Below are 13,857 nucleotides of genomic sequence, written 5' to 3'. Positions count from 1 at the left end.
GCACCATTAACGGGGAACGCTATATTGAGTTTCTCGAAGAATTGATTACAAACCGTCAACGTCCTTTAATCCTTTTTGTGGATCACGCCACATTCCACCACTCCAAACCGGTTCGCCAATATGTCAATGAGCATAGGACTCAATTAAGGGTTTATTTCTTGCCCAAACGCGCACCTGAATTCAACCCGGATGAACAAGTTTGGAATGAAATTAAAAATAACCGTTTGGGGAAGCAACCTATAAAAAATAAAGCTGATTTAAAAGAACGGATTATTTTTGCATTGGATTCATTGAAGCACAATGCAGAACGTATTAGCTCCTTTTTCAGACTGGAAGATACTAAATACGCTTCGAATGTAGCTTAATTAATCACGGGCTCTATACGAGTGGCTACCCTGGGTCGCTTATACCAATTTTCAGAGTCTCCGAAATGCCCTTCAGGAGATTTTTCGGCACTATGGTACAGAATCAAAATATCATGTTAATTTTGGATGAGTACTTATCTATAAATACATATAAATTAATTGATCTGTTTTATTTTAATTATCTACAATTAATTGTAGAAGTAAATAATACATATAGTATATAAATAGTTTTTATGGCAAAAAAAATTTTAGATCAAATCGTAATTATATGTGGAATGCCACGGACAGGGACAACTTATTTATATTACGTCTTACAAAAGCATCCTAATATCTTTACCCCTCATCGTAAGGAGTTATCTTTTTTTTGCAGTAATTATGATAAAGGAATTTCTTGGTATGAAAGTTATTTTAAAAATATACAGAACGATCAATTAGGAATTGATATAAGTCCAGTATATTTTTTAGACGCTAATGCAATTGATCGAATAAATAAAGCGAGCCCTAAAATCAAGTTAGTATTGTGTGTCAGAAAACCTTCTGACTGGATTCATTCCTGGTATACCCAGCTTGGCACACGGGAATTAAATATGCCGCCTTTTAATGATTTTATAAGAAAACATTGGTTCAAGCCTACGATCGGTAAAAAGTTTTTAATTAATTTAGATAATAATTTTATCTCTAAAACAATCCAGCAATATATGAATGCTTTTGAGGATAGGATTTTGATATACCATTATGATTTACTAAATAAAGATCCTTTGGCTGTTTTAAAGGCATTGGAAAAATTCTTGAATGTGCCAAGTTATTTCAATATAGATAATATAGAAAATATAAAAATTAATTCCTCAAATAGAAAAAATATGTGGTTAATTTCTTATCTATTGAGCAGAGAGCCTTTAGCTAAAGTATTGGAGTTTTGTGTGCCAGGTAATACGCTCAGAAGAGTAAGGAATTATCTTGATAAGAGCTCAGTCCCTAGCAGTAACAATAATGAAAGAACTATCAGTGAAAATGTAAATATAGCAAAAAAATTCTTTAGTGATGATGATGCTTTTATTGATTCCTTATTTGAAACAAAAAAAGTCCAATTAGGAAGCGGCAAGGCATTCGATTATTAATAATAACAGTTATCAAGAGGTTTTCTATGGCAGACATTGTGGAACAAGCATTTCGAACAGCATTTCAGCTCACTGATGATTTTGAAGTTACCGACGATTTGGTATTTGAAGGTGTACCAGGATGGGATTCCGTGGGGCATATGATGCTTGTGTCGGAACTTGAAAGCCTAATAGGTTCGACGCTGGATATGGATGAAATAATTAGCATGGATTCTGTAAAAGCTATTCGAGAATTAGTCGCTACAAAATCACAGTAACCTAATTATGCATTTGCCTAGTAAAACGCTTATTGAATCGCTATTTAAATTGGGACTGGAGTATCCGAATCATTTGGCGATTATTTCGGAAGGGCGCAAGGTCTTATATGGCGAATTTGTTCAGCGTATTGCTGCAACTCAAATGCGGTTATTGGATAGCGATATAAAGAAAGGTGATCGAATTCTGATCATGGGTTCTAACCATGATAGTTTTGCCGTTGCCTACTTTGCTGTTCATTCCATAGGAGCCGTTGCAGTGCCGGTTAGTTCTAGTCTAAAAAAGGAAGAGCTGGCTTTTATTATTAATGACTCCAAACCAAAATTAGGCTTGACCGAAAATACACAAAATTTAAAGATCAATCAACAAGAATTAGAGACTTTAACTCGTACAGATTCTTCGAAGATTATGTTTAAGATATTTTCGAATCTTAAAGATAATGCCGATATTTTGTATACAACAGGTACAACCTCTAAAAAAGGTGTATTACTAACACATCTAAATATAGCTGCTGCCGCATTGAATATAAGCACATTCATACAAAATCAACAATCAGACTTAGAGATTCTGCCGATCCCCCTCAGTCATTCTTTTGGCTTAGGACGATTGAGAAGTATGGCTGTAGTTGGAAATTCGCTCGTGTTGGAACCCGGTTTAAGAAATCCCGCTTTATTATTGAAACGCATCTTGGATCTCAAAGCCGACGGTCTAGCACTGGTTCCGGCCGGTTTTGAATTGATATTGGGTTTGACTCGAGACAAACTTGCCGATGCAAGAGATCACTTGAAATATATAGAAATAGGTAGTGCTGCGCTACGTGATGAGACTAGACGGAAATTAATGGCCCTGTTACCGAAAACGCGGATTTGCCATCATTATGGTTTGACCGAGGCTTCGCGGGCATGCTTTAGGGAATTACATGCAGATGCGCTTAAACCTATTTCAATTGGTCGTCCGAGTCCCAATGTGCAAATTAATATTATTGACGATCATGGTATTCCTTTGAATGTCGATCAAGTAGGCGAAATCGTCATCAACGGCGCAATGACTATGAAATCGTATTGGAATAGGCCGGATTTGGATTCGAAAAGCTTTTGCGATTATGGTTTACGTACCGGCGACATTGGAAGAATAGATAAGGATGGATATATTTATTTGCATGGAAGGCAAAATGACATTATTAATGTCGGAGGACTCAAGGTATCTCCAAATGAAGTTGAAGATGTTGTAATTGCTAATACTGTCATTACGGATGGTGCTTGCATCGGTATTTCAGACTCTATTACTGGACAGAAAGTTAAACTTTTTTATGTTGCCGATGATGTGCTAGATGACCGCTACTTCATTAACCAACTTCGTGATAAATTGGAAGAATATAAAATTCCAAAATTATTTCAACGAATTAGTTCTATACCCAAAACGGAGTCCGGCAAAATTCTCCGTGAAAAATTGAAAGAAATGTAGGAAGGAAAAATGGACAATAGCTTGATGCTGAGTATGCTGAAGCGCTCTTTAAGTCCCATCGAGGTTGTAAGTGGCATAGATACTTTACGGCGGCTTCAGACATTGCCAATAGGGAAAGCATTGTTAGTGACTGGATCATCGTCGCATACACTTGGGTTTTTTGATCGTGCGATGGATTTGTTACAAAAAGGCGGCAATGTTCCAGAAAGCGTCACACTTGAAGCCGAGGAGCCTACGATTTCTCTTGTACATGTCGTTGCGGACCAAATGCGTTCGGTAAAACCGAAATGGATTATTGCTCTAGGTGGCGGAAGAGTTATGGATGTCACTAAATTGGCTTGGGCAAATTATGAACATGAGGAGCTTGATTTTTCTTGTCCGCCGCCTTTAAAAATCCCACCATTTAAACAAAAAGCTAAATTGATCGCCATTCCGACAACCTCAGGTTCGGGCGCAGAGGCTTCACAAGTAGCTGTATTAAAGAATGAAACAGACGGTTCGATACTCCCTTATGTCTCGCCTGAATGGATTCCTGAAATAGTGATACTCGACCCGAGATTAACTATCGAATTACCGCCGGTATTAACCGCACATACTGGCATGGATGCTTTATCTCATGCGGTGGAATCTTATGTTTCCAGGCTTTCAGGGCGCTATGTGCAGATAAATTCGGCATCTGCATTGCGCTTGATCTTAGAAAGTTTGCCAATTGTTTATTCCAAGCCGGATGATCTGTCGGCAAGAGAAAATATGATGGTCGCATCTTATCTCGCCGGGTTATGTCAGAGTTCGGCATCCACCGGATTAGCTCATGCATTGACACATGCCTCTACGGCTATTATTGGTTCAAGTCATGGCGCAGGAAATGCGTTATTCCTTTTTCCATCTATGTGTCTTAATAAAAAGAAAAATAATATGCCTTTTTTATCGTTGGCTAAAGATTCCGGCTATGATTTGAATGAATTATTTGCTTCGATCCAAGAGTTAATAGCAATTCTATCCCTTCCAAAAAACCTTTCCGATATAAGCAGGGTAGTCATGAATCTTTCGGTGTGTTCAGATATCGCCGAGAAAGCCATGAAGGATGTTTGTATGCGGACAAATCCGCAAAAACTTCATGACAATGACGTAATTTCATTGCTGGAGGCTTTAGCATAATGGAAAAGTTCGATGCTTTAATTACTTGTCATCCTTTTGTCACGCCACAGGATCAAAAAAACCGCATTTTTTTTCCAGCCGTTTTTGAGGCTTTGTCCAGTCACTATGATCGTTGCAATCCATATCGACGCTGGTGTGATAAAAAACGATTCGATCCCAAAAGTGATCATTATAGTCTTACAGATATTCCTTTTTTGCCGGTCAATATCTTCAAACGTTTGGTTTTACAATCGAGCGATGAAGGAAGCATCTTAAAAGTTCTAAAATCCAGTGCGACTACTTCGCAAACACCTAGCCAGGTTTCATTGGATCGTGTTACCCGCGACCGGCAAATGAGAGTGCTTGCGACTTCATTAAAGTATTTAATTGGTGAGCGGCGGCGTCCTTTCATAGTGCTCGATGCGAAACCATCGAGCGAACAAAAAATCTCGGCGGAGCTTTCCGCTAGGATTGCCGGGCTACGTGGTTATCTAATGGCTGCTAGCCGAATTTACTATGTTCTTAAGTATAATGAACATGGCATTCCAGAGTTGGATATTAAGGCATTGATAGAAGCAATCAATGAGCTCAATGTCAATAATGAAAGCTTTTGTTTGCTCGGTTATACCTTTGTTCTGTATCAACACGTCCTTAAAACATTGGCTTCGGCTGGGACAGTTTTTTCATTGCCCGAATCGGCGAGTCTTATACATTTTGGTGGCTGGAAAAAGCTCGAAAATCTGAAAGTCGGTAAATCGAAATTGAATCAAACTGCAACTGAAGTTCTCGGCTTGCAACGAGATAAAATTTACGATATTTACGGGTTTACCGAACAATTAGGTGTCATTTACCCCGACGATCCGGAAGGTATTAAGCGTGCGCCGGTTTATGCCGAGGTTTTGGTTCGCGATCCAGTATCTTTAGAGGTTGTACCGGACGGGAAAATAGGCTTATTAGAGTTTATTTCTCCGCTTCCGCATAGTTATCCAGGAATCGCTGTATTGACTGATGACATGGGGCGCATCCTAACTAGGCAACCTTCCTCGAATGGCTGGTGTGGTACGGGCTTCGAAATCATAGGAAGAGCAAAGAATGCTGAAATAAGAGGATGCGGCGACACGCTTCCGGATCGCGTTTATCAGGGGGCATAACGATGGAGTTCAGAGTTTTATTTGATCACGGCACCCGAAAAATCGAAATCAACAGCAATGTTTCAGACGCACCTAGCGTTAACTCTTTAGAAAGTATTGTCGATCGAGTTCAACGTAGCCAAGAAACTTTAACGGCATTGTCGATTGATGACATCATTGGTCTTTGTGATGCAGTTGCCCAAAGTTGGTCTCGTTCGAATCATCCGCTCGCTCCGTTGATAAGGGAGTTAAGTTTAGGTTTTATACCGCTTTGGATGCGTAGGTCTAATCTCGAGTCGCTTTGTGATTTGTCTTTAAATGGCAATCGTTTTGCCTTGGACCGCTTTATTTCATTGTCGGAACAACATGAGACCCGGTTATTTCGTTGTCAACCGCGCGGTTTGATAGTGCATTGGATAGCCGGAAATGTCCCCGTTTTGGGAATGATTTCATTGATTCAGGGCATTTTGGGTAAAAACGCGACAATTGTTAAAGCCTCGCGTCATGATGCCGGTCTGTTGCCAGCTTTACTGGATTCTTTTAAGGACGTTACTTATATTTCCCGTTCCGGGCAGAAAATAAGTGCTGATATTCTAACGAATAGCGTGGCAGTCATCTATTCAGAAAAGGACGATATTGAGGCCGCACGATATTTATCAACAATTGCTGATGTACGAGTCGCGTGGGGCGGGCGGGAGGCGGTTGAATCGATAATGAACCTCCCGCGACGATTCGGAACGGAAGATATTATTTTTGGCCCCAAGGTTTCTTTTATCGTCGTTGGTATTGAATACCTGTGTAATGAAGCTTCCGCCCGACAGTTGGCCAAAAATATTGTAAAAGATGTTTCGGCGTTCGATCAGCGCGGTTGTAATTCTCCTCATACCGTTTTTGTGGAAAAGGGTGGGCTAATCAAACCAAACGAATTTACCAGAATAGTTGCCGAAGAAATGGATTTTGCATTGGCCAACCGATCGTTACACGAGGTTCAACCCGGAGACACCATGAATATATTGGGTGTACGAGCTGAATATGATATGCGTGGCGATGCTTACTATTCCAATGGTATGGGGTGGACCGTGGTATACAGTGGGGATGATAAGGGTTTGGCGACGCCTTGTTATCTTAGAACTTTATTTGTTAGGCCAGTCAACGATATTTTCGATGTAGTGTCTTTGTGTTCGATCAATACACAAACAGCCGGACTTGCAGTCAAAGATCGGCATATTCGCCTTGCCGATGCCTTGACTCAAAAGGGTATCGAGCGTTGTCCTGTTGTTGGGGGCATGAGTTTATATGCATCACCATGGGATGGCATGTTTCCGGTTTCTCGTATGGTCAGATGGGTCTCGACCACTGTTGATCCGAATCGATAATAACAAAAAACAACAAAAACACATGGCTAAGTTGATTTTTAAGGAATATGACTCGTTATTAGAAATGAGTTTGAATCCATGGGATTCAAACTCATTGAGGCGTTCTTGCTATGAACTCGATATCTCAGGGGGACGCAACTATCCAAAACCAGAATCGGTGCTTGAATTTTTTAAGCAAAGCCAATTGCAAACCGTAACTTGCAGAGTCCCTTCAAATGACTTTGCTCTTCGGTATTACCTGCAATCATTAGGTTTCATCCATGTCGAACTTCAATTGAAATGTCAGCTTAATCTCCTTGGTAATTTAACGCCAAAGGCTAATTTAGGGACATTGAGATTGGCCTTGGATGAAGACTTGGATAGGGTACAAGATATAGCTAGTAAAATTTTTCTCAATTCACGTTTCCAATATATTCCAAATATAGAATCATCATTAATTGGTAAGCGATTTTCTAATTGGGTAGAACAATTACAGAATGAAGGGGCTGAATATTCCTATGTTCTTGAATATAAAGACAATATTGTCGGTTTTTTTTACTCCAAGCCGACGCGTCGCGAAAATGAATTATACGCAGCATTAGGGGGGATTGCTGATGACTGTCGAGGTCCATTTGGAATCTATCTATATCCGGCCGTTATGTCAGCTTATTATGAATCCGGTATTCGAAACGTGATTTCCGCAATTGCCGCAGATAATTTGGGGGCGCTTAATTTGTGGGCAAGATTAGGTACAAAATTCCCTGAAGCTATTGATATTTTTATGTGGAATATAGATCAGAATTCGAAAGCTTAGATCTAAATATACACTAACAAAAAAAATTTCAATCCCACTGATTGAAATTTCAGCGAATTCATTAAAATATAGTTCTCTTCCCGATGTTCCGTTCGTCCTAAGATACATATCCATAAGGAGATTTATTGATTCATCGCCGTTTTGTATTACTCGCACTTAAATTTTTAGTAGCGATAGCGGCCCTAAGCTATGTTATTTACATAGTCGATTGGAATCGTTCGATCAATCTCTTACAACATGCTGATTTGCGTTGGTTGTCCTTGGGTTACAGTCTTTCGCTGGTGTCACTGTTCGTCGCTGCGTTACGATGGACAATTCTGTTGCGAGCCGTAAATCAGATTTTTAATGTGATATCGGCTTATCGGGCCTATTTGACGGGTACTTTTTACAGTTTAGCAATGCCAGGTGTGATAGGCGGTGATGTGGCTAGAGTTTGGCTATGTTATCGAGAAATCGATGCAAGTGTTTCCTTAGTAACGGCAACAGTGCTTCTGGAGAGAGCCTTAGGCGTATTGACTTTATTGATACTGTTGAATGTCGGTATTACGTTTTTTCCTATTGTAAATAGCGGATTGGGTTTAGGAATAGCCCCGTTTTTGGCGGGTGCCGGTTTATTCGGGGTTTTTGTTTTACCCTCCCTGTTGAGACGATTTGCGCGAGATGAAGGTCGTCAGGATGGCTACGGCAACAGTCGTATTATAAAAGCTTTTTCCTTATTAATTAAAGAGTTGGTGCCGATCAAATCGGTTCGAGTAGTCCATTTGCTGGTTGCATTACTCCTTTCGGTTATTTTCCAGTTATTAGACATTGCGGTGACCTATAGTATTGCTCAAGCATTGAGTATTAAGTTGACCGCGTCAATGCTATTAGTAGCTATGCCGATTGTTTATCTGGTTACTGTTTTACCTATTTCCCCGGGAGGATTGGGTGTTCGAGAGGGTGCTTTGGTCTTCGTGCTTGCGCAATTCGGAATATCGGCTGCCGATGCGGCATTGCTGGCGCTGACAGTGTTTGTTAATAGAGCGGCTGTTGGAATATTAGGAGGCTTGCTGCATTTGGCAGGTGGCTCAAGAATAGGCACGTTTAGAAAGAAAGAGATTTAGTAGAATAATTTTTCTTTAAGTTATCCTAATCGTAATTTTGAGAGCGATATAACAATTGTCGACATTGTGAGTCACTATGACCATTCCTTTCAACAAACCTTACATGACCGGACGCGAGCTTTGGTATATCGCCCAAGCCCATACGATGGGCCATCTTTCCGGTGACGGAAGTTTTACCAAAAAATGCCATGCTTGGTTGGAACAGAAAACCGGCACCCAGAAAGCGTTGTTGACGCATTCCTGTACCGCGGCATTGGAAATGGCGGCGATTCTGGCCGATATTCAGCCGGGCGACGAAGTGATCATGCCGTCCTATACTTTCGTCTCGACTGCCAATGCTTTCGTTTTACGCGGAGCGGTTCCGGTTTTCGTCGATATTCGTCCGGACACGCTTAATATCGATGAAACCCTGATCGATGCGGCGATTACGCCACGTACTAAGGCGATCGTTCCGGTGCATTATGCCGGTGTCGGCTGCGAAATGGATGCGATCATGGACATTGCCGAACGACATGGCTTCTTAGTCATCGAGGATGCCGCGCAAGGCATTATGTCGACCTATAAGGGAAGACCGCTTGGTACGATCGGGCATTTGGGCGCATACTCGTTTCACGAAACCAAGAACATCATTTCCGGCGAGGGCGGGGCGCTGTTGGTCAATGATATGCGTTTCGTCGAGCGCGCCGAGATCATCAGAGAAAAAGGCACAAACCGCAGTCAATTCTTTCGAGGCCAGGTCGACAAATACACTTGGGTCGATGCCGGTTCTTCCTATTTGCCGGGCGAGGTCATCGCGGCCTTTTTATGGGCGCAAATGGAGGAGGCGGAAGATATAACACGTAAACGCTTGGCGATATGGGATAGTTATCACGAAGCGCTAGTTGCAATGGAGGCGTCAGGTGATTTGCGCCGCCCGATAATCCCGGCATTATGCCGCCATAATGCCCACATGTACTATGTACTTATGAAATCCTTGGAGCGTCGCATCGAGACAATCTCCCGATTGAAACAACAAGAAATCTATGCGGTGTTTCATTATGTGCCGCTGCACAGTTCGCCGGCTGGTTTACGGTATGGGCGAGCGGTTGGCGATATGCATAATACCAACGAACTGTCAGATCGATTATTGCGTTTGCCGTTATGGATAGGCGTGGAGCCGCAATTGGATCGAGTAGTCAATACGCTATGTTCCTAAATAATATGACAGTCAATCTTAATCAAAATGATTTGAGTTGGAACAAAACGGATGGATTGCAATTATTCGGGTTGTTGCTTTTATGTGCAATTTTGACCGGCATGACATTGAACATCGGCGGGTTCTGGTGGACCGATGAATCGCGCCATGCGATGGATGGCGTGTATCTCTATGACGTAATACGCGATTTGCCACTTGCTAACTTATATCAATACACCGAGGAATATTTCGTTCGATTTCCTGCCTTGGGGTTGACTTGGTACTTGCCTTTTTTCGCCTTTATTGAAAGCATCGTTTTTAACCTTTTCGGTATTTCGGAATTTAGCGCTCGCTTGACGGTTTTGTTGTTTGCGCTTTTGGGCGTCTGGGTTTGGTATCTATTGGCCAGAAATGCGTGGGGGCGTTCGGTTGCGTTTTTATCGTCGCTGATATTAATTACGCACCCGATTTATATGTACTGGGGGCGTTCGGTCATGCTGGAAGTCCCTTTAGTGACGATGATGATTCTTGCTTTTGTGAGCTTCGATGGCTTTTTGAAAAGCCCGACTTTCAAACGCTCTTTTATTGCAGGGATCGCTATTTTTGCAATGGTATTAACCAAACAAACGTCACTTTTTTTATTTCCGGCGCTGTTGGTTTATGCCTCATATCAACAATCATTCAAGACATTATTCAGGAAAGAGGTATTACCGGCTTATTTACTAACCGGTTTGGCATTGGCAGTGGTATACATTCATGCCAGAAAATTCGGTGTCAATGCATTTGGTGGGGATAATCGCGCTTATGACTATCAAGCCTTGTTTTCTGTCGAGCGGTGGACGATGTGCGCGCGGGTGATTTATCAAGCGTATACTTTGCCTGTTTTATTGCTTGCCGCGACCGGGATTTTGACTATCGCGGTTAACAAAAAACGTAATGCCTATGATGCTTTGATTCTTGCTTGGTTAGTATTTTGGTATCTGGCAATTACCATTGTAATCAGCGCTGAAAACAATGTATTACGTTATACGACTTATTTGGCGCCGGTTGTAGCCTTGCTTACATCAAGACCCTTTTTAAATGTTGATCCAAGAAAGCCGATTATGGACTACGTTGCGTATTCAACAGCCGTTTTGGCTGCAATTTGGAACGTAGTCGTTCTGGCGGATAATGACCAACCTTATGTCGACGGTTATCAGAAAGCCGCGCAATTTATACATAATCAAAGCGTTGCGGTACCTGTTTTATTTTGTTGCAAGCACGACGGCAATTTTATTTTCAATTTAAAAACGCTTGATTCTGAAAGAAATCATATCGTTTTACGGGCCGATAAGGTACTAGTATCTATTGCAGTAGTAAAAAGCTTTGGGGTTAAGTCTTATATCGAAAATAAAAGCGATATATTGGCTATTCTAGATCGATACGGTGTCAGTTACATCGTATCCGAAGATCATGATTTAGTCGGCATGGAAGAGTTTGAATTGCTGATTGAAACATTGAAGGGCTATGAATTTGAACTCGTTAAATCATTTGCTGTAGATACTAACGTTGACGAATTCAAAAACACGAATATCCATATTTATCGCTATTTACAACAAAAACCGATCGTCAATGACGAAATTGTAATTCCGATGCCGCATTTAAAAAGAGAAATTAGATTAAAACTTAGCGATAATAGATAAATGATCAAGCGCAAAATATGTAACTATTTAGTCTCCTAGCAATTATCATTCCCACGCTCTGCGTGGGAATGCTTGAGTACCGCTGGAGCGGTACGAGACGTTAGAGCGTCTCGGTCTTCATACCCACGCTGGAGCGTGGGAACGATAGGGGGTGTGAATAATTGCCAAAATATTAGAAAATTGAAAATCACCAAACCCATTCTAAATAAATTTCGTGCCTAAATTCCCCTTATCGTTAGAAAAGCTTGTCTGGCGTCATCGGCGTTTGGTTTCGGTCATTACAGTCGTGGCGATCATACAACTGTTCGAATTGGCCTTACTACAAGTCAAATACGATATCTTTATCGGCGGTTTTTTACAGCCTTATGCTTATCTCACACTGTTCGAAAGGCTTGGCTTTATTCTGTTGACATTATGGTACGACTTCATTCTGTTCGGTTTAATCGGTGTCGCTTGGTTTTATATCGCCGACCGGCTCAATAAATCCGGAATTCTGATTTACTATAGTTTTACCGTGTTGATATTGCTCAGCATGGGGGTTTGGTTAGGGCTTAAATTCAAAGTCCTGTCCTACTTTAACGATACGATCAATTATCAAATCATCGCCAATTTGGGGGGCGGCAGTCTGCGTGACGGTCTGCTTTATGCGGCAAACGAAATCGTATTGTTTGCCGGCACGATGGCCGGGTTGATTGTACTGTTCATCTTAATCGCCCGGTTTTTAAAGAATCATCATTTTATTCGCGACTATCATAAAGAGCTTTCGCAGTCGCATGATTTCAAATGGACTTTGACGATCATGACCTTGATTAGCCCGTTTTTAACCTATGCGGTGTCGGACAGCGACTATTGGCGATACGGACTCTCTAAAAAAACTTCCTACAATCTGATCACGAGCGGATTTGATCAGCTGACCGATTTCGACCGCGACGGTTACGGACTGTTCGGCTATCCGAAAGATACGGCGCCATTCGATAAACGCATCTATCCCGGTGCGTTGGATATTCCCGGCAATCGAATCGACGAAGACGGCATCATGGGCGATGCGCAGTTGGTACCGTTGACGCCCGACCCATTACGCAACATCAAGCCTCGCCCCGGAAAACATATTATCCTGATCGTCCTGGAAACCGCGCGATTCGATTTGCTCGAGCAGTGCATCAACGGGCGTTATGTCGCGCCGGTAATGCGCGAAGTTGCTCGTACCGGAACTTCAGTCGATTATGCCTACAGCCATACCGGCTATACCACGACCTCGCTGATGGCAATATTCAACCGTGAATTGATTCATCACGATAACCGAATCAAACTGCTTGATTTTCTGAAAGATTCCGGCTACGGCATTTCGATTATTTCCGGACAAGACGAATCGTTCGGCGATGTGGCGACCTTTACCGGCATGAATAAAACAAGCAATTATTATTTCGACGCACGAACCGCGATAGACGACCGAGTCTTTCCGAGTAAAGACTCGGGCAGTCTACGACTCAGCGAAGAACGCGTCGTCGAACAATTTCTACAGCGATTTACCGAACTGGATTTCAGCCAACCGCAATTTATTTATTTAAACTTTCAGGCAGCGCATTTTCCGTATTCGCATCCGAACATGCAGAAAATCTTAATCGACGATTTCATTCCACGGTCGGAAATCCGGGCGGAAAATCGCGAAAGAGTCGCCGAAACCTATTGGAACGCAATAGCCAATGCGGATTGGGCGGTCGGGCAGGTGGTCGAAATGCTCAAAAGCAATAAACTCTACGACCAAACCACATTGGTTATACTGGGCGATCACGGCGAATCGTTATTTGAAGATGGGTTTCTCGGACACGGTCATGCGATCAGCGACGCGCAAACGCATATACCGCTGGTGTTCAACGATCCTAATATAGAAGTACCAGAAGCGATAGGGCAGATCGATGTCGTTGAAATGGCGATTCGCTCGGCATTTGGACTGCCGAACCAATGGCTCGATGAAGATAAAACGGTCTTTCAATTGGTTGGTAATTTAAAACTGCCGGCACTAATCGGGCATGTCAAATACGGCGGAGACCGGATTGTGTTCGATTTTCGAACTAAACAAGCATTCTTGAGCGATCTAAAGCAATGGAAGCCTTATCAAGACTGGCTGAAAGATCCTCAGCAAAAAGAGCGCATGACGGCTATCATTCGCGAATGGGAGAATTTAAAGTGGCATGAGTTTGAATATCGGCAACGGACGAAATTTCCGAGTGTGCAATCATTCATACATCAACATTAAAAT

12 protein-coding genes are annotated in these 13,857 nt (G+C 42.0%); all 12 read left to right on the top strand.

What is annotated here, in order from left to right:
- Nucleotides 1–365 (top strand): transposase (locus ACRJJO_RS07285; protein WP_431065203.1); only part of this gene is annotated, 365 nt, incomplete at its 5' end.
- Nucleotides 366–598: 233 nt separating this feature from the next.
- On the top strand, nucleotides 599–1,483 hold the full coding sequence (locus ACRJJO_RS07280) for a sulfotransferase family protein (protein WP_431065202.1): 885 nt from the start codon (nucleotides 599–601) through the stop codon (nucleotides 1,481–1,483).
- A 26-nt stretch (nucleotides 1,484–1,509) separates the two neighbouring features.
- Nucleotides 1,510–1,740: a hypothetical protein gene (locus tag ACRJJO_RS07275; RefSeq protein WP_431065201.1), complete on the top strand. Its 231-nt coding sequence runs from the start codon at nucleotides 1,510–1,512 to the stop codon at nucleotides 1,738–1,740.
- Nucleotides 1,741–1,747: 7 nt separating this feature from the next.
- Entirely contained in the window at nucleotides 1,748–3,202 is a 1,455-nt protein-coding gene (locus tag ACRJJO_RS07270; RefSeq protein WP_431065200.1) for a class I adenylate-forming enzyme family protein, read from the top strand.
- Between the two features lie 9 nt (nucleotides 3,203–3,211).
- On the top strand, nucleotides 3,212–4,360 hold the full coding sequence (locus tag ACRJJO_RS07265; RefSeq protein WP_431065199.1) for an iron-containing alcohol dehydrogenase: 1,149 nt from the start codon (nucleotides 3,212–3,214) through the stop codon (nucleotides 4,358–4,360).
- Nucleotides 4,360–5,490 (top strand): hypothetical protein, encoded by a 1,131-nt coding sequence (locus tag ACRJJO_RS07260; protein ID WP_431065198.1) that lies wholly within the window; start codon nucleotides 4,360–4,362, stop codon nucleotides 5,488–5,490. Before ACRJJO_RS07265 ends, ACRJJO_RS07260 begins: the two co-directional genes overlap by 1 nt.
- A 2-nt stretch (nucleotides 5,491–5,492) precedes the next feature.
- Nucleotides 5,493–6,845 carry an acyl-CoA reductase gene (locus ACRJJO_RS07255; protein WP_431065197.1) on the top strand — a complete coding sequence of 451 codons (1,353 nt, stop codon included), beginning with the start codon at nucleotides 5,493–5,495 and terminating at the stop codon, nucleotides 6,843–6,845.
- A gap of 22 nt (nucleotides 6,846–6,867) precedes the next feature.
- Entirely contained in the window at nucleotides 6,868–7,638 is a 771-nt protein-coding gene (locus ACRJJO_RS07250) for a GNAT family N-acetyltransferase (RefSeq protein ID WP_431065196.1), read from the top strand.
- 125 nt (nucleotides 7,639–7,763) lie between these two features.
- On the top strand, nucleotides 7,764–8,741 hold the full coding sequence (locus tag ACRJJO_RS07245; RefSeq protein ID WP_431065195.1) for a lysylphosphatidylglycerol synthase transmembrane domain-containing protein: 978 nt from the start codon (nucleotides 7,764–7,766) through the stop codon (nucleotides 8,739–8,741).
- Nucleotides 8,742–8,817: 76 nt separating this feature from the next.
- Complete coding sequence (gene rffA / locus ACRJJO_RS07240; protein WP_431065194.1) at nucleotides 8,818–9,936, top strand: dTDP-4-amino-4,6-dideoxygalactose transaminase; 1,119 nt, start codon at nucleotides 8,818–8,820, stop codon at nucleotides 9,934–9,936.
- Nucleotides 9,937–9,968: 32 nt separating this feature from the next.
- Nucleotides 9,969–11,597, top strand: a complete 1,629-nt coding sequence (locus ACRJJO_RS07235; protein ID WP_431065193.1) for an ArnT family glycosyltransferase — start codon at nucleotides 9,969–9,971, stop codon at nucleotides 11,595–11,597.
- 214 nt (nucleotides 11,598–11,811) lie between these two features.
- On the top strand, nucleotides 11,812–13,854 hold the full coding sequence (locus ACRJJO_RS07230) for a sulfatase-like hydrolase/transferase (RefSeq protein ID WP_431065192.1): 2,043 nt from the start codon (nucleotides 11,812–11,814) through the stop codon (nucleotides 13,852–13,854).
- Nucleotides 13,855–13,857: the final 3 nt, after the last annotated feature.

The organism is Methylotuvimicrobium sp., from assembly GCF_050611805.1.
Lineage (GTDB): Bacteria > Pseudomonadota > Gammaproteobacteria > Methylococcales > Methylomonadaceae > Methylotuvimicrobium.
The sequence above is the reverse complement of the archived record's forward strand: the minus strand, read 5'-3'. Positions and strand labels throughout refer to the sequence as shown.